Origin of the sequence: Streptomyces sp. NPDC096310, from assembly GCF_044763125.1 — a bacterium.
GTDB lineage: Bacteria > Actinomycetota > Actinomycetes > Streptomycetales > Streptomycetaceae > Streptomyces.
Window position 1 is genome coordinate 139,807 of sequence record NZ_JBIWFO010000012.1, and the last position, 22,835, is coordinate 162,641.

The window sequence follows — 22,835 nt, forward strand, 5'->3', positions numbered from 1 at the left end:
CCCGTGTCTCCCGTGACCCACGTTGTACGGAGACCAGTGCCAGGGGCACGATCGCGCCCGCGAGGTCACGTAGGCGGGCGATGCTGGAAGGACACCGTGTGAGCCGGATCTCGGTCCGGGGATTTGCCGTGGCTTCTGCCACCGCGGTCACCACCGTCGGCGCTGTGGTGGGTGTCGCCTCGGGCGACCCCCAGACCTCGGGCGACAATTTCGAGGCGACCGCGGCGGACATGACGCTCCTCGCAGAAATCCCCGCGGGCCAGCAGGCCCAGGTGCAGACCGCTTCGCTGACGCAGCAGGCGGACGCCCAGGCCGCCGCCGCCGACACCACGGCGCGGAAGTCCGCCGAGGAGTCGGCCCGTATCCAGGCCGCGAAGGACGCCCAGGCGAAGAAGCAGGCGGCCGACGACAAGGTCGAGGCGGAGAAGAAGGCCGCCGAGGAGAAAGAGAAGAAGGAGGCCGAGGAGCGCGCGAGCCGCAGCGAGACGCGGTCCACCTCCACTTCCGGGTCCTTCCCGCAGCAGGGCTCCTACACGGTGGCCGAGGTCCAGGCGATCGCCCGGTCCATCGTCCCCGCGGACCAGTTCCAGTGCTTCAGCAACATCGTGAACCACGAGTCGACCTGGAACTACAAGGCGCAGAACCCGTCCTCGGGCGCGTATGGACTGGTCCAGGCCCTCCCGGGGTCCAAGATGTCCTCGGCGGGCGCCGACTGGCAGACCAACCCCGCCACCCAGATCAAGTGGGGCCTCGGGTACATGAACGACCGGTACGACAGCCCCTGTGGCGCCTGGTCGTTCTGGCAGGCCAACAACTGGTACTAGTACCTCTTCCCGAGCCCTTCGCGGTGCTCGGCGCTCAACCTCGGGAAGCCCCCCGCCGTCCTACGGTGGGGGGCTTCTCCCCTGTACGGTTCTTATCGAGCAGGCTCCGGGAGTGGGCGTGGAGAGCAAGACGGGGGGAAGTGGAAGCTTCATGTCAAGACTGCCAGCGTGGCTCGGTCAGGTGGGTGCGGAGCTCACCCGTTTGGGGGAGCGCCTCGACCAGCGCCAGGCCGAGGCCGACGCCGACGAGGGGGTTGTGGCCGGGGAGGTACGGGACAGCGTCCCGCCGCCCGCGCCCGAACCTGCCGACGCTCCCGCTCCCGCTCCTGCCAGGGCCGCTCCCGCCGCCACCGTGGCCGCCCCCGAGCCCGACCCCGCCACCGCCATCCCCTGGGGCATGCGTGTCGCGGGCGAGGCGGCCTGGCGGCTGCTGGTCCTCGGCGGGCTGCTCTGGGTGCTGATGCGCGTCATCAGCGCCCTGCAACTGGTCGTGATGGCCTTTGTCGTCGGCCTGCTGATCACCGCGCTGCTCCAGCCGACCGTCGCCTGGCTCAGGGGACGCGGTGTGCCCCGGGGACTGGCCACCGCCCTCACCGCGATCTCCGGATTCGTGCTGATGGGGCTGGTCGGCTGGTTCGTGGTGTGGCAGGTCATGGAGAACATCGACGATCTCTCCAACCGGGTCACGGACGGCATCGACGAACTGAAACGCTGGCTCCTCGACAGCCCGTTCCATGTGACCGAGGATCAGATCAACGGCATCGCGAAGACGCTCAGCGACGCCGTCGGCGCCAACACGGAGGCGATCACCTCCGCCGGGCTCCAGGGCGTGACCGTCATCGTCGAGCTGCTGACCGGCGTGTTCCTCGCCATCTTCTCGACGCTCTTCCTGCTGTACGACGGCCGCACGATCTGGAACTGGTCGCTCAAGCTCGTCCCCGCCCAGGCCCGCGAGGGCGTCGCCGGCGCCGGACCGCGCGCCTGGCACACGCTCACCGCGTATGTGCGCGGCACGGTCCTGGTGGCGCTGATCGACGCGCTCTTCATCGGCCTGGGGCTCTACTTCCTCGATGTCCCGCTCGCCGTGCCGCTCGCGGTCATCATCTTCCTGGGCGCGTTCATCCCGCTGGTCGGCGCGGTCATCTCGGGCGCGCTCGCCGTGGTCGTGGCGCTGGTCACGCAGGACGTGTTCACCGCGCTGATGGTGCTGCTCGTCGTCCTCGGTGTGCAGCAGATCGAGGGCCATGTGCTCCAGCCCTTCATCCTGGGCCGGGCCGTCCGGGTGCACGCCCTGGCCGTCGTCCTCGCGGTCGCCGTCGGCGGTCTGGTGGCGGGCATCGGCGGGGCGGTCGTGGCGGTGCCGCTGGTGGCCGTCACCAACACGGTCGTCGGCTACCTCCGTGCGTACAGCCAGGAGAAGGAGCTGAGGAACACACCTCCGCCGCACGGCGCGACGGCCCACACCCTCGCGCCGACCCCGGCGCCCGCCCCCGCCGCCCCGGCTCAGGATGCGGCGCCGGCTGCGGCGCCGGAGCCCTCCGACGCACCGGCCCCCGCCCCGGCCGCCCCGCGGCCCTCGGCCTCGCCCGCCGTGGCGGAGGCGGGGGACGGTCCCGGATGACCTGATGGCCACGCTCAAGGAGTGACGGACGGGGCCCGGCCTGGCCGGGGAAACGGCTTCGCCCCGCCCGGCCCGTGAGGGTCCGGCGGGGCGAAGCGTGTGACGGCCGTACGCGGTTACGCGGAGACGGCCTCCGCGAGGACCGCCTCGGCGTCCAGCGTCGTACCGACCGCCTGGATCACCGCGGCGATCTTGAAGGCTTCCTGGACCGTCTCGCGGTCCATGCCCGCCGTGCGCAGCACCTGTTCGTGCGAGTCGAGGCACTGGCCGCAGCCGTTGATGGCGGAGACGGCGAGCGACCACAGCTCGAAGTCGTCCTTCTCCACCCCCGGCTTGCCGATGACGTTCATGCGCAGACCGGCGCGGAGCGTCCCGTACTCCGGGTCCGACAGCAGGTGCCGGGTCCGGTAGAAGACGTTGTTCATCGCCATGATCGCGGCGGCCGACTTGGCGGCGGTGTACGCCTCCGTGCTCAGGTTCTCCCTGGCCTCCGGCTCCAGTTCGCGCAGCACGCGCGGGGAGCGCGAGGCGATCGCGCAGGCCAGCACCGTGCCCCAGAGCCGCTGCTGCGGCAGCTCGCTGTTGCCGATGACCGAACCGAGGTTCAGCCGCAGGTCCTTGGCGTACTCCGGCAGCGCCGACTTCAGCTCATCGAGTGACATCGCGGATCACTCGCCCGACAGGAGCTTGACGGGGTCGAGCGTCGTCTCGCCCTTGGTCCAGTTGCACGGGCACAGCTCGTCGGTCTGGAGCGCGTCCAGGACCCGCAGGACCTCCTTGGGGTTACGGCCCACGGAACCGGCGGTCACCATCGTGAACTGGATCTCGTTGTTCGGGTCCACGATGAAGACGGCGCGCTGCGCGAAGCCGTCCTCGCCCTCGATGCCCAGGTCGCGCATCAGCTCGTGCTTGGAGTCCGCGAGCATCGGGAAGGGCAGGTCGGTCAGGTCCGGGTGGTCCTTGCGCCAGGCGTGGTGCACGAACTCGGAGTCGCCGGAGAAGCCGAGGATCTGGGCGTCACGGTCGGCGAACTCGTCGTTCAGCCGGCCGAAGGCCGCGATCTCCGTCGGGCACACGAAGGTGAAGTCCTTGGGCCACGCGAAGACGACGCGCCACTTGCCTTCGTACGTCTTGTTGTCGATCGTCGCGAACTCCTTGCCGCTCTCCAGCGAGACGCAGGCGGTCAGTTCGAACGAGGGGAACTTGTCACCAACAGTGAGCACGTGCTCTCCTTGCAGGGGAGGAAAGTACCTTTTAAGGCTTTCCAGGGGGTTGGGCGTATCACTGATGGTGGCACATTCGGTATTGATCACAGAAATAGCTAGACTCGGTCTCCGTGATCGGAGGTACCTATCAGTGGCCGTCGTACCAACTCCCCAGCGGGGGAAACAGCCCAGCCTGTCCCAGTTGCGCGCCTTCGCGGCCGTCGCGGAACATCTCCACTTCCGGGACGCCGCCGCGGCCATCGGGATGAGCCAGCCCGCGCTCTCCGGCGCGCTCTCCGCGCTGGAGGACGTCCTCGGCGTCCAGCTCGTGGAGCGTACGACCCGTAAGGTCCTGCTCTCCCCGGCGGGCGAACGGCTCGCGGAGCGCGCCACCGCCGTCCTGCGCGAAGTGGGCGCGCTGCTGGACGAGGCCGAGGCCGTACGGGCCCCCTTCACCGGGATACTGCGGCTCGGGGTCATCCCCACCGTGGCGCCGTATCTGCTGCCGACCGTGCTGCGGCTGGTGCGGGGGAGCTACCCGGAGCTGGATCTCCAGGTGCACGAGGAGCAGACCGCGTCCCTGCTCGACGGACTGACCACGGGCCGGCTGGACCTGCTGCTGCTCGCCGTACCGCTCGGCCAGCCCACCGTCACCGAACTGCCGCTCTTCGACGAGGACTTCGTCCTGGTGACCCCGGACGGGCACCCCCTGGCCGGCCGCCACGACCTGCCCCGCCAGGCGCTGCGCGAGCTTCCGCTGCTGCTGCTCGACGAGGGCCACTGCCTGCGCGACCAGGCCCTGGACATCTGCCGCGAGGCGGGCCGCACGGACGGCATCCCCGCGACGACCACCGCGGCGGGCCTCTCCACCCTGGTCCAACTCGTCGCGGGCGGCCTCGGCGTGACGCTGCTGCCCCGTACGGCCGTCCAGGTCGAGACCGGCCGCGGCGGACGGCTGGCCACGGCCTGCTTCGAGGCGCCGGCCCCCTCGCGCCGGATCGCCCTGGCCATGCGTACGGGCGCGGCCCGCGGTGAGGAGTTCGCGACGTTCGCGGAAGCGCTCCGGGCCGCGCTGCGGGACCTTCCCGTACGGGTGGCCACGCCCCGGCCCGTACGGGACGACGCGTGGGACCCCGTACGGGACGACGCGCGGGCCGCCGCGCCGCACCCCGTACGGGACGCCCCTCAGGACCCCGTACCGGGGCAGCGGCGGGCACCCGACAGGCTCTGAGGCGCCGGGAGGCCCGTCACTCGGCGTGCAGGCCCTCGGGCCGGTTCAGCCGCCACAGGGCGGGCAGCGTGGCCACCGTCACCAGCAGGACGGCCCCCGCGCCTGCGCCGGCCAGCGGCAGACAGGCCCACCAGCCGGTGTACGGCTTGCCCATCAGCCTCAGCATGACGACGCCCAGGGCCCGCCCGCCGTCGCCAGGGCCGTGCCGATCACCACCGGGACGGCGGTCTGCCAGAGCACCGACCGGACGAGGGTGGAGCGGCGGGTGCCGAAGGCGGCCAGGATCGACAGCAGACGTGCCCGCTCGCGCAGTTGCTCGATCTGCGCGACCAGCAGGGACAGGGCGACCACCGCCATCGTGACCGTACCGGCGGCCAGCAGGGCCGTCCGCGCGCTGTGGAACGCCTTGTCCCGTTCGACCACTTGAGCGCTCGACACCCGCAGGGACAGATCCACCCGGGCGGCGGCGTCCCGTACCCGCTCCTCGGCGGCGGGGCTCCGGTCGGCCATCCGCAGCATGGCCCGGGTCCGCCCGCCGGCCAGTAGACGCGCGTCGACCGCCGCGGGGGTGGCGAGGATGCCCGTCCCCGCGACCGCCACGGTGATCCCGCTCACCGCGCGTGCCGCCGCGCCGCCGCCGTCGAGCTGGAGCCGGCGCACGGCGAGCTGCCAGGACACCGGGCCGCCGCCGGGCAGCCGGGCCACCGACGCGTCGACCAGCCAGGGCAGCAGCGCGGTCAGCCCGACGAGCAGCAGGGCCGCGCCGGCCGCGATCGGATACGGGTCGGTGTCCACGACATCGTCCCCCGGGAGCCGCGCCACGTCGGCGGCCGTCCGTGTCCTGATCAGCACGGCGAGTCCCACGGCCGGCAAGAGCAGCCGCCACCACAGCCGCCGCCGGCGAGGCCCGGTGCCCCGGACGACCCCCAGCGGCTCGACGGTGACGCCGCGCAGCGCGACGAGCGTCACGGCGACCGCCAGGGCCGGTACGGCCACCACGATCAGCGCGGCGACCGCGGGGACGGGCACGATGTCGGCGGGGAACGCGCTGAGGTTCCACACCTGGATGCCGCCCGCGAGCCGCCGCAGCAGCAGGAAGAGCACGCCGCCGGTCAGCAGCCCGAGGACCGCGCCGAACAGGGCCTCCCCGGCGGCGATGCGCCGGGTCGTCCTGATGCCGGCGCCCACCAGCCGCAGCGCGGCGAGCCTGCGATCCCTGCGCTCGCCGCCGAAGCGGACGGCGGTGGCCATGAAGACGGTCGCCGGCACCAGCAGGACGACACAGATCAGGCCGATCAGCGTCACCAGCACACGGTCAGGTCCGCCCAGCGGGGTGGCGAAGCCGTAACCGGCCGTCCGCTCGCCGCCCTTGGCCGGGTGAGGGTGTCGCTGCCCGCGTAGAAGGCGAGTTCGGAGGGGTCGGTCAGTCCGCGGTCGCCGATCGTGCCGACGACGCGGTGGCCGAGGCGCCGCTTCAACTGGGCGCCGTCGGGCGAGGAGAGCAGGTCCCGCAGGGCGGGGGAGGCCACCATGGCGCCGGGGCCCGGCAGTTCGGCGACGCCGGGCGGTAGCGGCGGGTGGGCGCCGTCGGGGCGGAGCAGTTCGCCGCGTACGGTGTCGACCCGGTACTCGTTGGTCACGTCGAGGTGGACCAGCGTCGTAGCGCTGACCCTGGCCGCCGGACGCCTCGGTGGGCCGCTTGGCCGCCACGTCGGCGACCTCCAGCCACTCCAGCCACTCCAGCGCGGCGCGCTCGGCGTCCTTGCGCCGGGCGCCGGCGAGACGCAGCGGCAGCGCCACGTTCTCCGCTCAGGTCAGCTCGGGTACGAGCTGCCCGAACTGGAACACGAAGCCGAACTCGGTACGGCGCAGGGCGGAGCGCTCGGCGTCGGCCATGGCGGTCAGGTCGCGGCCCCGGTAGGTGAGGGTGCCGAGTCGGGGCGGACGATCCCCGCGAGACAGTGCAGCAGGGTCGACTTGCCGGAGCCCGACGGGCCCCTGACGGCGACGACCTCGCCGGGGCGGAGCGAGAACGCCGCCCCGTCCAGGGCGGCGGTCGCGCCGTACGCCTTGCGCAGCGCGCGGGCGACGAGCAGCGGGTCCGCGGCGGCGGGTGTCACGGCCTGACCTCCGCGGCGAGCCGGTCCAGCCGTGCCGCGACCAGTTCGAGCCAGCGCAGGTCGGCTTCGAGGTGGAAGAGCGCGTGGTCGCAGATGAGCTGGTCGGCGAAGTCGCCGTCGCGCTTGCGGGTGGTCAGGTCGCGCATCATCCGCAGATGTTCGGCGCGCTGGGTGTCGAGCAGGCTCTGGGCGCTGCGGCCGGTGAGCAGCGCGATGACGACCTTCGTGTAGAGGGTCGACTGGAGGTACGGCCGCGGGCTCTCCGGCCGGCCGAGCCACTGCTCGACATCGGTGACGCCGGCGTCGGTGATGGCGTACCGCTTGCGCTCGGGGCCGCCACCGCTCTCGACCCCGTCGACGGCGACGAGCCCGTTCTTCAGCAGCCGGGACATGGTCGAGTAGACCTGCCCGTAGTGGAGGGGGCGGTCCTGGCCGAACTGGTCGTCGAAGGTCCGCTTGAGGTCGTAGCCGTGGCGCGGCCCCGACTCCAGGAGCCCGAGGAGGGTGTGGCCGATTGACATGAACCGCACTCTACAGCGCGTGTATAGCGGGGTTCCGGGGTCCGGGGGTTCCCGCTACGGGGTTGCTGTGGCACCAGGAGGGTAAGTACGGGGCTCCCCGGGTGCCCCGTACCGCCTACTCGGTCTCGCGCGGCTCCTGCCGTGCCTTGGGCGGCCGGCCCCGGCGCGGGATCGGGGCCGCGTTGCCCGGGAGCCGGCCCGCCTCGCCCAGGGCGCGGCGGAGCAGGAACTCGATCTGCGCGTTGGCGCTGCGCAGCTCGTCGGAGGCCCAGCGCGCCAGCGCGTCGTACACCGTCGGGTCCAGTCGCAGCAGCACCTGCTTGCGCTCCGCCCTGCCGCCGCCCCCGCGGCCCTGCGCGTGGCCGGGCCCGGGTGCCGGCTCGGGCCCCTGCTCGCCCCCGGTCACTGGTAGAGCGTGCCCGTGTTCACGACCGGCTGCGCGGCGCGGTCCCCGCAGAGGACGACGAGGAGATTGCTCACCATCGCCGCCTTGCGCTCCGAGTCCAGCTCGACGATGTCCTGTTCGGTGAGCCGGGTCAGGGCCGCCTCGACCATCCCGACCGCGCCGTCCACGATCAGCCGGCGGGCCGCGACGACGGCGCCCGCCTGCTGGCGCTGGAGCATCGCCGAGGCGATCTCGGGCGCGTACGCGAGATGCGTGAAGCGGGACTCGATGATCTGGACCCCGGCCGCCTCCACCCGGGCGTGCAGTTCGACGGCGAGCTTCTCGGTGATCTCCTCGGCGTTGCCGCGCAGCGAGAGCCCGGCCTCCTCGTGGGCGTCGTACGGGTACTCGATGGCGATGTGCCGTACGGCCGCCTCGGTCTGCGTGGAGACGAACTCCAGGAAGTTGTCCACCTCGAACGTGGCCCGCGCGGTGTCCTCGACCTTCCAGACCACGACCGCCGCCAGCTCGATCGGGTTGCCGTAGGCGTCGTTGACCTTGAGGACGGCCGTCTCGTGGTTCCGTACCCGCGTCGAGATCTCGGTGCGTGAGGTCAGCGGGTTGACCCAGCGCAGTCCGTCGGTACGGATCGTGCCGCGGTAGCGGCCGAAGAGCTGGACGACCCGGGCCTCGCCCGGCGCGACCATGTTCAGCCCGCCCATCGCGAAGAGCGCGCCGATCGCGACCAGGACACCGACGATGATCAGTATCGCCTTGGCGCCGCCCGAGCCGGCCGCCGCGCCCGCGACGACCAGGACCACGCCGACGACGACGCCGAGCAGTCCGAGGAGGAGCGCGAGCCCGCCACCGATGCTGTGCGCCGGGAATTCCCTCACCTGTGGCTCGGGAATCTCCGGAGCGCCGTCGACGGTTCCCGCGGTGTCCCGTGCGCCGGGTGTGCCGGTGTTTGTGCTGGTGGAGGCCATGTTCGTTCCCCGTTTCCGATCCGCCCCGCCGGGCGGCGGTGGCTATCAATGTGATTACACATTAACTCATCCGGCAACCCTTTGGCGCTCACAGGAGTCGGTTCCAGTGGGATGGGTGCTGATTGTCACGTCCTAAAAGACCGGATCGGTTGGCCTTTGTCACAGGCACCGGTGTTAGCTTTCTGAGCTGATTCCGGTGGGGGAGCGCCGTGAACGAGTCCGGACGGACGACCCGACAGGTGACCTGACACGAGAGCGGAGCGACACGGCGATGGGCCGAGCGGACGAGAGACTGGCCCGGCAGCGGGACGCGCGCCGGACGGGCCGGAAAGGCGGCATACGCCGCCTCTTCACGCTGCGGAAACTCCTCGGCACCTTCTTCGTCCTCTGCCTGCTCGGCATGGGCGGGCTGTTCGTGCTCTACCTGGTCGTCCCGGTGCCGAGCGCCAACGCCCAGGCCGAGATGCAGAGCAACGTCTACAAGTACAGCGACGGCACGATCCTCGCCCGTACCGGCCAGGTCAACCGCGAGATCGTCGGACTGGACAAGATCCCCAAGCAGGTCCAGCGCACCTTCGTCGCCGCCGAGAACAAGTCCTTCTACAAGGACAACGGCATCGACCTGAAGGGCACGGCCCGCGGCGTCCTCAACACGCTGTCCGGCAAGGGCAGGCAGGGCGGCTCGACCATCACCCAGCAGTACGTCAAGAACTACTACCTGAACCAGGACCAGACGGTCACCCGCAAGCTCAAGGAGCTGGTGATCTCCCTGAAGGTGGACCGGCAGAAGGAGAAGGACGAGATCCTCGCCGGCTACATCAACACGAGCTACTACGGCCGCGGCGCCTACGGCATCCAGGCCGCGGCCCAGGCGTACTACGGCGTCGACGCGCCCAAACTGAACGTGGCGCAGGGTGCGTACCTCGCCTCGCTGCTCCAGGCGCCCAACCAGTACAACTGGTCCGAGGCCACCGCCCGCGGCAAGCGGCTCGTCACCGAGCGGTGGAACTACGTACTCGACAACATGGTCGAACAGCGCTGGCTGGACGCCTCCGAGCGCTCCGGGCTGAAGTTCCCCGTACCCAAGGAGCCCAAGGCGGCCCCCGGCATGGAGGGCCAGACCGGCTATCTCGTCGAGGCGGCGCAGGACGAACTGGCGCGCCAGGGCGTCGACAAGGAGGCCATCGCCCAGGGCGGCTGGACGATCACCCTCAACATCGACAGGAAGCGGCAGCAGTCCCTCGTCAAGGCGGTCGACCGGGAGCTGGAGTCCAAGATCAACCGTAAGAAGAACTCCACGGACGCGACGGTCCAGGCGGGGGCGACCTCCGTCGACCCGAAGACCGGGCACGTGGTGGCCCTCTACGGCGGCGTGGGCGCGACCCAGCACTGGATATCCAACGCCACCCGCTCCGACTACCAGCCGGCCTCGACGTTCAAGCCCCTCGTGCTCACCTCCGCGCTGGAGAACGGCTCGGAGACCCAGGACGGCCGGAAGATCGACATCGGCACCGTCTACGACGGCACCAGCAAGCGGCCGGTCGAGGGCAGCGACACCCCCTTCGCCCCGGAGAACGAGGACGACCAGGACTACGGCGACGTCAGCGTCCAGACCGCCATGAACCAGTCCATCAACTCCGTCTTCGCGCAGATGGTCGTGGACGTCGGGCCCGCCGCCGTCAAGAAGACCGCCCTGGAGATGGGCATGCGCGACAAGGGCTTCCCGGAGCGCCCCGCGATCACCCTCGGCACCATGAACGCCTCCACCTGGGACATGGCCGGGGTGTACGCGACGCTCGACAACCACGGCAAGAAGATCACGCCGTCGATCGTCAAGTCCGCCGATCACAAGGACCGTACGGTCGAACTCGCGGACCCGGTCGGCACCCAGGTCGTCGGCCGCGAGACCGCCGACACCGTCACCCATGTCCTCCAGGGCGTGGTCGACAACGGCTCGGGGCACGAGGCCGACACCACGGACTACGACGCGGCGGGCAAGACCGGCACCTCCGAGAACAACAAGTCCGCGTGGTTCGCCGGATACACCCCGCAGCTCACCACGGTCGTCGCGCTGTTCGGTGAGTCCCCCAAGGAGGGCGGCGGCCAGGTCACCCTGACCGGAACCGCCAACTCCGGCCGGGCCAACGGCGGTGGCTTCCCCGCCAGGATCTGGGCCGACTACACGCGCGGCGCGCTGAACGGCGGCTCCGGCACACCGTTCGACCTGGACGTCACCCAGCCCGTCAAGCCGACCCCGACCGTCGACCCGTCGACCCCGACGCCGACCCCCACCCCGACCCCGACGCCCTCGGAGTCCGAGACCAACTCGCCGGGGCCCGAGCCGTCCGACACGACGAGCGAGCCCGGGACCCCGGAGCCGCCCACCACGTCGCCGATCTTCCCGGAGCCCAGCGACGACGTGACCCCCACCGACGGGGGCGGGGAGACCGGCGGCTTCCCCGGCGACGGCCCGACCAACACCGGACGGCCTCCGTGGGGCCAGTAGCGCTCACGAGCGCGCGGGCGAGGGGCGGACACCACCGGGTGTCCGCCCCTCGCCCGCTTTCCCGCATGTTTCCGCGTGCGCTCAGCCGCCGTTCGTCTTCTTGGCGATCCGGTCGCCGATCTCCTTGTCGATGTTCCGCCAGTACTGGAGCGCCCGGTCCACCACCGGACGGGACACCCCCTGCGCGAGATGGCCGCTGACGTTCCCCACCAGCCGCTCACGCTGCGCGTCGTCGAACACCTTGCGCACCATCGTGCCCGGCTGTCCCCAGTCGTCGTCCTCCGCGCGCAGCTTGTACGCCTCGCGCACCATCTCGCCCGCCGAGGCCCAGCCGGCCGGGTCCCCGAACCGCGCCATGTCGGCCGCCGGACCGCCGTACGAGTTCGGCGCGTACGGCATCGCCGCGCTGGACGCCTCGTACCGCATCGGACCGTCCTTGGCGTACGAGTGCACCTGCGAGCGCGCCCGGTTGGGCGGGAGCTGGCTGTAGTTCGGGCCGATCCGGTAGCGGTGCGTGTCCGGGTACGAGAAGAGCCGCCCGAGCAGCATCTTGTCCGGGGACGGGCCGATGCCCGGCACCAGGTTCGACGGTTCGAACGCGGCCTGCTCGATGTGGACGAAGAAGTTGTCCGGGTTCTTGTTCAGGGTCATCCGGCCGACGTCGATCAGCGGGTAGTCGCCGTGCGGCCACACCTTGGTCAGGTCGAACGGGTTGAACCGGTAGGTGGCCGCGTCCTCGAACGGCATGATCTGGACCTTCAGGCTCCAGGTCGGCGCGTTCCCGGACTCGATCGACTCGTACAGATCCCTGCGGTGGTGGTCGCCGTCCGAGCCGGCCATCTCGTCGGCCTCGGCCTGGGGGAGATAGTCGATGCCCTGGTCGGTCTTGAAGTGGTACTTCACCCAGAACCGCTCACCCGCACCGTTCACCCACATATAGGTGTGCGAGCTGTAGCCGTTCATATGCCGGAACGACTTCGGGATGCCCCGGTCGCCCATCAGCCACGTCACCTGGTGCGCGGACTCGGGCGAGAGGGTCCAGAAGTCCCACTGCATGTCGTTGCTGCGCAGCCCGGTCGCCGGATGGCGTTTCTGCGAGCGGATGAAGTCCTGGAACTTGATCGGGTCACGGACGAAGAAGACCGGCGTGTTGTTGCCGACCATGTCGTAATTGCCGTGCTCCGTGTAGAACTTCAGCGCGAAACCGCGCGGGTCGCGCCAGGTGTCGGGCGAACCCAGCTCCCCGGCGACGGTGGAGAAGCGGGCCAGCATGTCCGTACGCCGGCCGGGCTGGAAGAGGTCGGCCTTGGTGAACTGGCTGACGTCGTTCGTCACTTCGAAGAAGCCGTACGCGCCCGCGCCCTTGGCATGCACCACACGCTCGGGGACCCGTTCGCGGTTGAACTGGGCCATCTTCTCGATGAGGTAGTGATCCTGGAGCAGGATGGGACCGTCGGGGCTGATGGTGAGCGAGTGCTCGTCGCTCTCCACCGGGATACCGGCGTTGTTGGTCGTGTACGGCGTCTTGGGGGATGAGGCGGCCACGATATGTCCTCCCGTCGGGGGTCGGGGAGCCAGGGCCCGGAAAGGGCCGGGGGAGGCCCCCGATACGTCCCGGGCCGGGGCAGCGGTCACTACTGGCCGCGTGCCCCAGCTAACCCCGGCGACACCTTGTCGGCAACATATGCGCGCCCGGCCCCGGCGGGGGGCCACGCCGGGGCCACGCCGGCCACGAGCGGGCGGGCCCGCCCCTCACGCTCCGGGACCGCGACCCCTCACACCCGGGTCGGGATCTCGAACCAGACCACCTTGCCGGTCGAGAGCCGGGTGGCCCCCCACCGCCGGGCCAGCCGGTTGACCAGGAACAGCCCCCGGCCGCCCTCGTCCGTGTCCCGCGCGCGCCGCTGCCGCGGCAGCTGCGGCGAATCGTCGCCCACCTCGCAGCGCAGTACGTCCGTACGGAGCAGTCGCAGCGTCACCGGACGCTCCGCGTACCGCACCGCGTTCGTCACGACCTCGCTGATCAGCAGCTCGACCGCGTCGCTCAGCTCCTCCAGGTCCCAGCGGGCCAGCGCCCGCCGGGCGAGCCGCCTGGCCCGCCCCGGCGCCGCGTCCTCCGGGTCCAGGAACCAGTACGCCACGTCGCTCGGCGCGATCCCGTCGAAACGGGCGGCGAGCAGCGCGATGTCGTCGTCACGGTCGCCCGGGCCCAGCACGTCGAGCACGTCGTCGCAGAGTGCTTCCAGCGGCGGCGAGTGATCGGGCCCGGTGAGCTGCGCGGTGGCCGCCAGCCGCTCCCTGAGCTGCTCGATCCCCGTCCACACGTCACGCAGCCGCGACTCGACCAGACCGTCCGTGTAGAGCAGCAGGGTCGCCCCGGCCGGCGCGTCCAGCTCGACGGCCTCGAAGTCCACGCCGCCGACCCCGATCGGCGCCCCGGGCGGTACCCGCAGCACCTCGGCCCGGCCGCCGAGATGGAGCAGTATGGGCGGCGGATGGCCCGCGTTGGCGATGGTGATCCGGTGCGCGACCGGGTCGTACACCGCGTAGAGGCAGGTCGCCATCCGGTCGGTGCCGAGCCGCTGCGCCTGCTCGTCGAGGTGGTGCAGCACCTCCTGCGGCGGCAGGTCGAGACCGGCCAGGGTCTGCGCCGTCGTCCTGAGCTGGCCCATGATCGCGGCGGAGGTCATGGAGTGGCCCATGACATCGCCCACGACCAGCGCGACCCGGCTGCCGGGCAGCGGGATCGCGTCGTACCAGTCGCCGCCGACCCGGGCGGTCTCCGCGGCGGGCAGATACCGCGAGGCGAGCCGTACGCCGGTGGGCTGGGGCAGGTTCTCCGGCAGCATCGTGCGCTGGAGCTCGTCGGCGATGTACGCCTCGCGCCCGTACAGCACCGCCTTGTCGATGCCCAGCGCGGTGTGCGTGGCGAGCTGCGCCGCGACCAGCAGATCGTTCGGCTCGAAGGCCGCGCGGTCGGGGCGGCGCAGGAAGACGGCCGCGCCGATGACCCGCCGCCGGCCGCGCAGCGGCGCGAGGATGGCGCGGTGCCCGGTCGGGACGATGCGGTCCGCGCCGAGCAGTTCCGGCAGCGCGGCCCGGGCCGCCGCCGAGTCGCCGAAGACCGGGCGCACCCCGCGCAGCACCTCGGAGAGCGCGCCCCCGGAGAACACCTCGCAGAGTTCGGCGGCCGGCATGGCGTCGGACTGCGGATCGAGGATCGGCAGCCGCAGGCCCTCGGTGATCTGCGGGGGCAGCGCGCCGCTCGTGGGGTTCTCCGCGTCCTCGTCGGTCAGCCGCAGCCGGTCCGTACGCCGCAGCCGCAGCACGAACGGCGACACGGGACGCTCGTCGCCGACCGGCAGAGGATCACGCAGATAGACGAGTATGGCGTCCGAGAAGGTGGGTACGGTCGCGCGGCACAGGCCCAGCACGATCTCGTCCAGGTCTATGCCGCGGGCGATCCGCCGGGTGGCGGCCCCCACGAAACGCAGCCGGTCCCCCTCGCGCCGGGCCGTACCGGCGGGGTCCGGGGCGGGCCCGGCGGGCTGCGGCACGGAGGCGGCGGACTCCTGCCGCGGCCGGGTGCGTTCCTGCTGCCGGGCAACCAGGGGCTGCCGGCCTTCGTGGGAGGGGGGATGCTCCGTCACGCGTGGGATTCCGTCCGTCCGGGCCGGGGGTGCGATGCGCTCTCTTCGACTGGGTGCCGGCCCTGGCGCACGGCTCCACTCCCCTCAAGTTGAGTCACTGTCGTTGTGGCGTGCGGTCGTAGCGGTCAACGGCGGTGTGTCTGTGGTGCGGTGACTGGTGGTCAGGCAGGTCGCCGGGTCACTCCGCTGACCAGATGCGACCGGATGCGGTGTTCCGGAGGACGATCCTACGTTTGCACCCTGGGGGCACATCAAGGATCTCATGAGGTCGTATGCGCCGGGGCGGATACCCGGGCCCGAATCCGTCACCGCGGCAGGCGTCCCGTCCGTCACCAGTCACCTCGTGCGGCACCGCGACACACTCAGGGAAATGTTCGAAGGGTGCCCGGCGCCGCTCCGGGCAACGCCCGCGGGGTGGCCGTGCCGGCGCTCAGGTGACCAGCCCGGCCGGGGTGCGGTCCCAGCCGTCCGGGAGACGGGGCACCGGCCAGTGCGGCTCGGGGCGCCAGTGCTCCCAGCCGTCACGGAACGGGGTGCCCCACGCGTCGATCAGTTCGATCGCCGCGCGCCCGGCCGCCTCGACCCGCCGTGCCTGGTCCGGTGACATCAGGCCGTCGCGCTGGGCCTGGGCGAACTCGTCCTCGTCGCGCCACCGCCAGCTCCGGTCCGGGTAGACCTCGATGTCGAGGAAGTGGTCCTCGGAGTCGATGCCCCCGGCCCAGCGGGTGCGGGGCTCCTCCAGGTTCACGTACCAGTTCTGGAAGCGCCAGCCGCGCTCCCACCACAGCCAGACCGACCAGGGGTCGCCGGGGCGCGCGAGCTTCAGCACGCCCATCCCGTACCACCGGTCGCGCACCACGGTGCGCGGCGCGGTGTAGCGGGTCGCCAGCGGCTCGTGGTGCACCGGGGCGCCGTCCGCGCGGGCCGGCCGGACACACGGGGTGTCCGGCGCCAGCCACACCGCGAGCAGTTCGTCCGTGTCCTGCACGACCGTGACGGGGCGGCAGATGTGCACGCCCTCCCCGGCGTTCTCCCGGTACCGCCACAGGATCTGGGTGCCCGCCGCCCAGTGTTCGTTCGCCGCCGTCTCCTTCATGGAGGGATCTTACGGGGTGTACGCGGCCGGTGCCGGGCCGTCGCCGGCTCCACCGTCGCCGTTCACGGATGTGTCATGCGCAGGACGTCCAGAGCCTCGTCGAGCTGTTCCAGGGTGAGTTCGCCGCGCTCCACGTATCCGAGCGCCAGCACGGTCTCGCGGATCGTGGTGTGGTCCGCCAGCGACTTCTTCGCGACCTTCGCGGCGGCCTCGTACCCGAGGTACTTGTTCAGCGGCGTGACGACGGACGGCGACGACTCCGCGTACGCGCGGGCCCGTTCGGCGTTGGCGGTGATCCCGTCGACCGTACGGTCCGCCAGCAGCCGCGAGACGTTCGTCAGCAGCCGTACGGACTCCAGGAGGTTCTTGGCGATCACCGGGAGCATCACGTTCAGCTCGAAGTTCCCGGCGGCGCCGGCCGCGGCGATCGTCGCGTCCGCGCCCGTGACCTGCGCGGCGACCATCAGGACGGCCTCCGGGATCACCGGGTTGACCTTGCCGGGCATGATCGAGGAGCCGGGCTGGAGGTCGGGCAGCGCGATTTCGGCGAGGCCGGTGCGCGGGCCCGACGCCATCCAGCGCAGATCGTTGGAGATCTTGGTGAGCGAGACGGCGAGCGTACGGAGCTGGCCGGAGGTCTCCACGAGCCCGTCGCGGGCGCCCTGCGCCTCGAAGTGGTTGCGGGCCTCCGTCAGCGGCAGCCCGGTCGCGCGCGCCACCTCGGCGATGACGGCGCCGGAGAAGCCGGGCGGGGTGTTGATGCCGGTGCCCACCGCCGTACCGCCCAGCGGCAGCTCGGCCAGGCGCGGCAGCGACGCGGTCAGCCGCTCCACCGCGTACCGGATCTGGGCCGCGTACCCGCCGAACTCCTGGCCGAGGGTGACGGGCGTGGCGTCCATGAGGTGCGTACGGCCCGACTTCACGACGTCCGCGAACTCCTCCGCCTTGCGCTCCAGCGAGGCGGCGAGATGCTCCAGCGCCGGGATCAGCCCGCCGGTGACGGCGGCGGTCGCGGCGACATGGATGCTGGACGGGAAGACGTCGTTGGAGCTCTGCGAGGCGTTGACGTGGTCGTTGGGATGGACGTCCCGGCCCAGACGCTCGGTGGCGAGCGTGGCGAGCACTTCGTTCGTGTTCATGTTCGAGGAGGTGCCGGAGCCCGTCTGGAAGACGTCCACCGGGAAGTGGTCGTCCCAGCGGCCCTCCGCGACCTCGGCGGCGGCCTCCTGGATGGCGTCCGCGATGTCCTGGTCGATCACTCCGAGCCCGGCGTTGACCTTGGCGGCGGCGGCCTTGATCCGGGCCAGGGCCTCGATGTGCGTACGCTCCAGCCGCTGGCCCGAGATGGGGAAGTTCTCCACCGCGCGCTGCGTCTGCGCCCGCCACTTGGCGTGCGCGGGGACCCGTACCTCGCCCATGGAGTCGTGCTCGGTCCGGTACTGGTTCTCATCGGTCGTCATCGTCGTCATACCTCCGTCAAAGGTGAGCGTCCGGTCGATCCGATGTGTTCCCGGACGGCCCGCTCCCGCACCGGAAGGGGCCGTCCGAGGGGCCGGCCGATCAGCCGAGGCCGGGGCCGCGGACCGGGATGCTGGTGAAGGTGGGCGCCGGGGCGGGCTCCGTGAAGAAGTCGTTGCCCTTGTCGTCCACGACGACGAACGCGGGGAAGTCCTCGACCTCGATCCGCCAGACCGCCTCCATGCCCAGCTCCTCGTACTCGACGACCTCGACCTTCTTGATGCAGTCCTGCGCCAGCCGGGCCGCGGGGCCGCCGATCGAACCGAGGTAGAAGCCGCCGTGCGCCTCACAGGCGTCGGTCACCTGCTTCGAGCGGTTGCCCTTGGCGAGCATCACCTTCGAGCCGCCCGCCGCCTGGAACTGCGCCACGTAGCTGTCCATCCGGCCGGCCGTCGTCGGGCCGAAGGAGCCGGAGGCGTACCCCTCGGGGGTCTTCGCCGGGCCCGCGTAGTAGACCGGGTGGTCCTTCAGGTACTGCGGCATCTCCTCGCCCGCGTCCAGCCGCTCCTTGATCTTGGCGTGCGCGATGTCACGGGCCACCACCAGCGGACCGGTGAGCGAGAGCCGGGTCTTGACGGGGTACTTCGTCAGCTCGGCGAGGATCTCGTCCATCGGGCGGCGCAGATCGATCCGTACGACGTCGCCGCCCGCGTTCTCCCCTTCGCCCTCGCCCAGGTGCTCGTCCGTGGTCTCCGGCAGGAAGCGCACCGGGTCCTTCTCCAGCTCCTCCAGGAAGACACCCTCGGCGGTGATCTTCGCTACGGCCTGGCGGTCGGCCGAGCAGGAGACGGCGATCGCGACCGGCAGCGAGGCGCCGTGCCGCGGCAGCCGCACCACCCGTACGTCGTGACAGAAGTACTTGCCGCCGAACTGCGCGCCGATCCCGATCCGCTGCGTCAGCTCGAAGACCTTCTGCTCCAGCTCCTTGTCACGGAAGCCGTGACCGGTGGGGGAGCCCTCGGCGGGCAGCTCGTCCAGGTAGTGCGCCGAGGCGTACTTGGCGGTCTTGAGGGCGAACTCCGCCGACGTACCGCCGACGACGATCGCGAGATGGTACGGGGGGCACGCGGCGGTGCCCAGCGAACGGATCTTCTCCTCCAGGAACTTCATCATGGAGGTCTCGTTCAGCACCGCCTTCGTCTCCTGGTACAGGAACGACTTGTTGGCCGAGCCGCCGCCCTTCGCCATGAAAAGGAACTTGTACGCGCCGCCGTCCGTCGCGTACAGCTCGATCTGCGCGGGCAGGTTCGAGCCGGTGTTCTTCTCCTCCCACATGGTGAGCGGAGCCATCTGCGAATAGCGCAGATTCAGCTTCGTGTACGCGTCGAAGATTCCGTGCGAAAGGGCTTCCTCGTCGCCGCCCTCGGTCAGCACCTGCTGGCCGCGCTTGCCCATCACGATCGCCGTACCGGTGTCCTGGCACATGGGGAGAACGCCCGCCGCCGCGATATTCGCGTTCTTCAGAAGGTCGAGCGCCACGAACTTGTCGTTCGAGGACGCCTCGGGGTCGTCCACGATCCGGCGGAGCTGCGCGAGGTGGGCCGGGCGCAGGTAGTGCGAGATGTCGTGCATCGCCTCGGCGGCGAGCGTGCGCAGCGCCTCGGGGGCGACCTTGAGGAACGTACGCCCGTCGGCCTCGAAGGTGGAGACACCTTCGGCGGTCACCAGGCGGTAGGGCGTGGTGTCCTCTCCCAGCGGAAGCAGATCGGAGTACGCAAATTCCGGCATTACGGCCATTCCTCACTCGACAGACGGCGGCGCGGCCCCCATTGGCTGCGGCATGCTCCAGCCTAGGGCGCGCCACCGACACCGCTCCTGTGAGGTAAGGCTCAGTGGGAAATCCGGGCGTACCGCCGAGACCGGCACCGGACAGGCTCTAGTCGCGATCTATCGCGTTTCGCTAGGCTGGGGGCGTGGACCTCGAAAAGCAGCCTCAGCAGCCTCAGAAGCCGGCCGAGCGGAAGCCTGTCGCGCCGGCGGAGCCCGGGCCCGCGGGTCTCCGCGCCTCCGACGCCGACCGGGACAGGACGGCTGACATCCTCAGGGAGGCGCTGGCGGAGGGCCGACTGGACGCCGAGGAGCACGGCGAGCGGATCGACGCCGTCTACCGGGCGAAGACGGTCGGTGAACTGGAGCCACTGGTAAGGGACCTGCCCGCCCCCGGCGGCGAAGGCCGTGCCGCGGGACCGGCGCGCGGCACGGGCGGCGGGTACGGCTACGGGCCCGAGGATCCGGCGGCCCCCGCCGAGAACATGATCGCGATTTTCAGCAGTTCGACGCGGAAGGGCCGTTGGCGTATCGGCGCCAAGGTCAACGCGTTCGCGCTCTTCGGCAATGTCGAGATCGACCTGACAGAGGCACTCTTCGGCCAGCGGGTCACCGTGATCAACGCGACGTCCATTTTCGGGAATGTGGAGATCACGGTTCCGGAGAACATCACGCTGCGCGGCAACGGCAACGGCGTCTTCGGGAATTTCGAGGTCCGTACGCTGGAGGCCCCGGACCGGGACGCGCCCACGGTCGTGGTGAACGGCACTTCCGTCTTCGGCAATGTCGAGGCCAAACCGAAGCGCGGCAAGTGGATCGCGAATCTCGTCAACGACGCTCTCCGTAAGCACCTCGGTCACTGACGTTTCCGCGCCTCGGCCGCCGTCACTTCCGTACCCGGGCCGCCGATTTCCGGCCAAAAGCGGTCGGTTGGGGTGCGGTGTCCGAAATTCCGTACGGCGTTCCGGACACCGGAACTGGGTGCCACTCAGTGCATAGGCGTGCGCACAGCGGGTAGGGAAAGCTGCATCGTCTCTCGCTCGCGAAGCCGTCGTCAGGAGTAGACCGTGCTGCAACTGCCGCATCAGCCCCTCCAGGTGGCCGCCCTTCCCACCCAGCGGAGTCCCGCTCGGGAGGACCAGGCCGGACCCTGGCATTCGGAGGCTGTATGCCGTCGGGACGAAGCCGGATTGTTCTTCGCCCCTTCCAAGGAGCCGACAGCCGCGAGGCTGGCGCGGGAGGAGGCCGCGAAGCGGGTCTGCGCCCGGTGTCCGGTGATGCTCGAATGCCAGGAGCACGCGCTGCTCCAGCCCGAGCCCTACGGGGTGTGGGGCGGGCTGACGGCGGCCGAGCGCCGGGTGGTGCTGGCGCGCCGCAGGCGGCGCGAGGTGGAGCTGAGAAAGGCGGCGGCCGGCGACCGTATCGCCGCCGCGGGCTGAGGCTTCCGGCGGAGGACCTGAGTACGGGGGACGCGTACACGAGGACGTGAACGGACGGAAGGGGCACCCCGCCGCACAGAGGGGCACCCCTTCCGCCGAGTCCGTCGCACGGGACCCGGCCGGCGGGCGTTACCGGCGGGGTTACTTGGCGCGGTCGAAGTCGATCGTGCTGTAGGCCCGCAGCTTCGACAGCCGGTGGGTCGAGTCGATCTGCCGGATCGTGCCCGACTTGGAGCGCATCACCAGGGACTGGGTGGTCGCCGTCTCCGAGCGGTAGCGCACGCCCCGCAGCAGTTCGCCGTCCGTGATACCGGTGGCCACGAAGAACACGTTCTCGCCGCTGACCAGATCGTTGGTGGAGAGCACCCGGTCCAGGTCATGACCCGCGTCGATGGCGCGCTGCCGCTCCTGGTCGTCCTTGGGCCAGAGCTTGCCCTGGATGACGCCGCCGAGGCACTTTATGGCGCACGCGGAGATGATGCCCTCGGGGGTGCCGCCGATGCCCATCAGCAGATCGACGCCGGTGCCCTCACGGGCGGCCATGATCGAGCCGGCCACGTCGCCGTCCGAGATGAACTTGATCCGGGCGCCTGTCTCGCGGATCTCCTTGACGATGCCCTCGTGGCGGGGCCGGTCGAGGACGACGACCGTCACGTCCTGGGGTGAGGAGCGCTTCGCCTTCGCGACCCGGCGGATGTTCACCGCGACGGGTGCGTTGATGTCCACGAAGTCGGCGGCCTCGGGGCCGGTGACCAGCTTGTCCATGTAGAAGACCGCGGACGGGTCGAACATCGTGCCGCGATCGGCCGCGGCGAGCACGGCGATGGCGTTGGGCATGCCCTTGGCGTTGAGGGTGGTGCCGTCGATCGGGTCGACGGCGATGTCGACCTCTGCGCCGGTGCCGTCCCCGATCTCCTCGCCGTTGAACAGCATCGGGGCTTCGTCCTTCTCGCCCTCGCCGATGACGACGACACCGTTCATCGAGACGGTGGAGACGAGGGTGCGCATGGCGTTCACCGCGGCGCCGTCCGCGCCGTTCTTGTCGCCGCGCCCGACCCACCGGCCGGCCGCCATCGCGGCGGCCTCGGTGACCCGCACCAACTCCAGGGCGAGGTTGCGGTCGGGGGCCTCGGGAGACACCTCAAGGGGGGTCGGAAGCTGATGTTCGGTCAACGGAGCGCACCTTTCTGTACGGCGACGACCGGAAAAGAGGGTGATACGACTCTATCCGCACATCGACATATTGAGCAGAGGGGCCCACGTATGAGCGCGACCGGGTGATGCGACGATGGGTCCGTGGCAGGTATGCGAGGCAGACAGACAGTGCGGGACATGTTCCTGTCGATGGCGGTCATCGGGGTCGTCGTCGCCGCGATCTACATGTTCATTCCGCATGACGACACACCGGCCCCGGTCAAGGCGGTCGACTACCGGGTCGAGCTGGTGACCGCGCGCCGCGCGGCCCCGTACCCGGTGCTGGCCCCGGTGGGGCTGGCGCAGACGTGGAAGCCGACCTCGGTCACGTACGAGCGGCAGAACGCCGACGCGTGGCACCTCGGCTATCTGGACCCGGACGGCGAGTACGTGGCGGTCGAGCAGTCGACGGCGCCCGCGAAGAAGTTCGTGGCGGAGGTCAGCCACCAGGCCGAGAACACCGGCGAGACCCAGCAGGTGGCGGGCGAGACCTGGCAGCGCTGGAAGGGACCGAAGTACGACGCCCTGACACGTACGGAGGGCGACGCCACGACCGTGGTGACCGGCACCGCGTCCTACGGACGACTGGCGGAGATGGCCGGGGCCCTGGAGGCCGACAAGGCCTCCGACACGGGCGCCGGCGCGAGCACGGGCGCGAGCGCGGAAACGGTCACGGAAGAGAGCCGGTAGGAAGAGAGCCGGTAGGACGGCACGGGGGCCGGGCGCGTGGCCCGGTCAACGGCCCGGGCGGCGCTGACGGCCCGACGGCACT

At 70.9% G+C, this 22,835-nt stretch carries 21 protein-coding genes and 1 pseudogene; 7 read left to right on the forward strand and 15 right to left on the reverse strand.

The features are described from left to right. The first annotated feature begins 98 nt into the window (after window positions 1-98). Both ACIQ7D_RS22760 and ACIQ7D_RS22765 read left to right on the forward strand, forming a co-directional pair. Window positions 99-824 carry a transglycosylase SLT domain-containing protein gene (locus ACIQ7D_RS22760; protein WP_403940250.1) on the forward strand — a complete coding sequence of 242 codons (726 nt, stop codon included), beginning with the start codon at window positions 99-101 and terminating at the stop codon, window positions 822-824. Window positions 825-975: 151 nt separating this feature from the next. After that, window positions 976-2,445, forward strand: coding sequence for an AI-2E family transporter (locus tag ACIQ7D_RS22765; protein WP_403940252.1), 1,470 nt, complete (start codon window positions 976-978; stop codon window positions 2,443-2,445). 116 nt (window positions 2,446-2,561) lie between these two features. Here the strand turns inward: ACIQ7D_RS22765 and ACIQ7D_RS22770 are convergent, their stop codons facing one another. Both ACIQ7D_RS22770 and ACIQ7D_RS22775 read right to left on the reverse strand, forming a co-directional pair. Next, the gene (locus tag ACIQ7D_RS22770) at window positions 2,562-3,107 is read right to left on the reverse strand and encodes an alkyl hydroperoxide reductase (protein WP_403940254.1); all 546 of its coding nucleotides are present in this window, start codon (window positions 3,105-3,107) and stop codon (window positions 2,562-2,564) included. 6 nt (window positions 3,108-3,113) lie between these two features. After that, on the reverse strand, window positions 3,114-3,668 hold the full coding sequence (locus ACIQ7D_RS22775) for a peroxiredoxin (protein WP_329829033.1): 555 nt from the start codon (window positions 3,666-3,668) through the stop codon (window positions 3,114-3,116). Window positions 3,669-3,801: 133 nt separating this feature from the next. On the opposite strand from ACIQ7D_RS22775, the gene ACIQ7D_RS22780 reads away from it, so the two are divergent. Next, on the forward strand, window positions 3,802-4,881 hold the full coding sequence (locus tag ACIQ7D_RS22780; RefSeq protein ID WP_403940256.1) for a LysR substrate-binding domain-containing protein: 1,080 nt from the start codon (window positions 3,802-3,804) through the stop codon (window positions 4,879-4,881). 16 nt (window positions 4,882-4,897) lie between these two features. On the opposite strand, the gene ACIQ7D_RS22785 is transcribed toward ACIQ7D_RS22780, so the two are convergent. The 7 genes and pseudogenes from ACIQ7D_RS22785 to ACIQ7D_RS22815 form a co-directional block, all read right to left on the reverse strand. Beyond that, window positions 4,898-5,035, reverse strand: coding sequence for a hypothetical protein (locus tag ACIQ7D_RS22785; RefSeq protein WP_403940258.1), 138 nt, complete (start codon window positions 5,033-5,035; stop codon window positions 4,898-4,900). Window positions 5,036-5,040: 5 nt separating this feature from the next. Further along, entirely contained in the window at window positions 5,041-6,186 is a 1,146-nt protein-coding gene (locus ACIQ7D_RS22790; RefSeq protein ID WP_403940339.1) for an FtsX-like permease family protein, read from the reverse strand. Continuing rightward, window positions 6,183-6,521 carry a hypothetical protein gene (locus tag ACIQ7D_RS22795; RefSeq protein WP_403940343.1) on the reverse strand — a complete coding sequence of 113 codons (339 nt, stop codon included), beginning with the start codon at window positions 6,519-6,521 and terminating at the stop codon, window positions 6,183-6,185. The genes ACIQ7D_RS22790 and ACIQ7D_RS22795 overlap by 4 nt, the downstream gene beginning before the upstream one ends. A 22-nt stretch (window positions 6,522-6,543) precedes the next feature. Further along, window positions 6,544-7,001: pseudogene (locus ACIQ7D_RS22800) on the reverse strand (ABC transporter ATP-binding protein); the annotation flags it as partial. After that, window positions 6,998-7,522 (reverse strand): PadR family transcriptional regulator, encoded by a 525-nt coding sequence (locus ACIQ7D_RS22805; protein ID WP_403940260.1) that lies wholly within the window; start codon window positions 7,520-7,522, stop codon window positions 6,998-7,000. The gene ACIQ7D_RS22805 and the pseudogene ACIQ7D_RS22800, both read right to left, overlap by 4 nt. Before the next feature lie 115 nt (window positions 7,523-7,637). Continuing rightward, window positions 7,638-7,979 (reverse strand): hypothetical protein, encoded by a 342-nt coding sequence (locus tag ACIQ7D_RS22810; RefSeq protein WP_403940341.1) that lies wholly within the window; start codon window positions 7,977-7,979, stop codon window positions 7,638-7,640. Further along, window positions 7,925-8,893 (reverse strand): SPFH domain-containing protein, encoded by a 969-nt coding sequence (locus ACIQ7D_RS22815; protein WP_403940262.1) that lies wholly within the window; start codon window positions 8,891-8,893, stop codon window positions 7,925-7,927. The genes ACIQ7D_RS22810 and ACIQ7D_RS22815 overlap by 55 nt, the downstream gene beginning before the upstream one ends. Before the next feature lie 271 nt (window positions 8,894-9,164). Between ACIQ7D_RS22815 and ACIQ7D_RS22820 the strand changes: the two genes are divergently transcribed. Continuing rightward, on the forward strand, window positions 9,165-11,399 hold the full coding sequence (locus ACIQ7D_RS22820) for a transglycosylase domain-containing protein (RefSeq protein ID WP_403940264.1): 2,235 nt from the start codon (window positions 9,165-9,167) through the stop codon (window positions 11,397-11,399). 81 nt (window positions 11,400-11,480) lie between these two features. Here the strand turns inward: ACIQ7D_RS22820 and ACIQ7D_RS22825 are convergent, their stop codons facing one another. From ACIQ7D_RS22825 to ACIQ7D_RS22845, 5 genes are all read right to left on the reverse strand, one after another. After that, on the reverse strand, window positions 11,481-12,944 hold the full coding sequence (locus ACIQ7D_RS22825; protein WP_403940266.1) for a catalase: 1,464 nt from the start codon (window positions 12,942-12,944) through the stop codon (window positions 11,481-11,483). A gap of 230 nt (window positions 12,945-13,174) precedes the next feature. Further along, window positions 13,175-15,049 (reverse strand): SpoIIE family protein phosphatase, encoded by a 1,875-nt coding sequence (locus ACIQ7D_RS22830; protein ID WP_403940267.1) that lies wholly within the window; start codon window positions 15,047-15,049, stop codon window positions 13,175-13,177. A gap of 430 nt (window positions 15,050-15,479) precedes the next feature. Next, window positions 15,480-16,145, reverse strand: a complete 666-nt coding sequence (locus ACIQ7D_RS22835) for a DUF402 domain-containing protein (RefSeq protein ID WP_403940269.1) — start codon at window positions 16,143-16,145, stop codon at window positions 15,480-15,482. A gap of 62 nt (window positions 16,146-16,207) precedes the next feature. Then, window positions 16,208-17,605 carry a class II fumarate hydratase gene (locus tag ACIQ7D_RS22840; protein WP_403940271.1) on the reverse strand — a complete coding sequence of 466 codons (1,398 nt, stop codon included), beginning with the start codon at window positions 17,603-17,605 and terminating at the stop codon, window positions 16,208-16,210. A gap of 100 nt (window positions 17,606-17,705) precedes the next feature. Beyond that, entirely contained in the window at window positions 17,706-19,391 is a 1,686-nt protein-coding gene (locus ACIQ7D_RS22845; protein ID WP_403940272.1) for a fumarate hydratase, read from the reverse strand. Between the two features lie 185 nt (window positions 19,392-19,576). On the opposite strand from ACIQ7D_RS22845, the gene ACIQ7D_RS22850 reads away from it, so the two are divergent. Beyond that, window positions 19,577-20,293 carry a DUF1707 domain-containing protein gene (locus ACIQ7D_RS22850; protein WP_403940274.1) on the forward strand — a complete coding sequence of 239 codons (717 nt, stop codon included), beginning with the start codon at window positions 19,577-19,579 and terminating at the stop codon, window positions 20,291-20,293. A 204-nt stretch (window positions 20,294-20,497) separates the two neighbouring features. Continuing rightward, on the forward strand, window positions 20,498-20,869 hold the full coding sequence (locus ACIQ7D_RS22855; protein ID WP_365808065.1) for a WhiB family transcriptional regulator: 372 nt from the start codon (window positions 20,498-20,500) through the stop codon (window positions 20,867-20,869). A gap of 141 nt (window positions 20,870-21,010) precedes the next feature. Here the strand turns inward: ACIQ7D_RS22855 and glpX are convergent, their stop codons facing one another. Beyond that, the gene (glpX, locus tag ACIQ7D_RS22860; RefSeq protein ID WP_403940276.1) at window positions 21,011-22,042 is read right to left on the reverse strand and encodes a class II fructose-bisphosphatase; all 1,032 of its coding nucleotides are present in this window, start codon (window positions 22,040-22,042) and stop codon (window positions 21,011-21,013) included. Window positions 22,043-22,165: 123 nt separating this feature from the next. Here glpX and ACIQ7D_RS22865 point away from each other — a divergent pair, with 123 nt between their 5' ends. Next, a complete protein-coding gene (locus tag ACIQ7D_RS22865) occupies window positions 22,166-22,753 on the forward strand; it encodes a DUF4245 domain-containing protein (protein WP_403940278.1) in 588 nt (195 codons plus the stop codon). The last annotated feature ends 82 nt before the right edge of the window (window positions 22,754-22,835 follow it).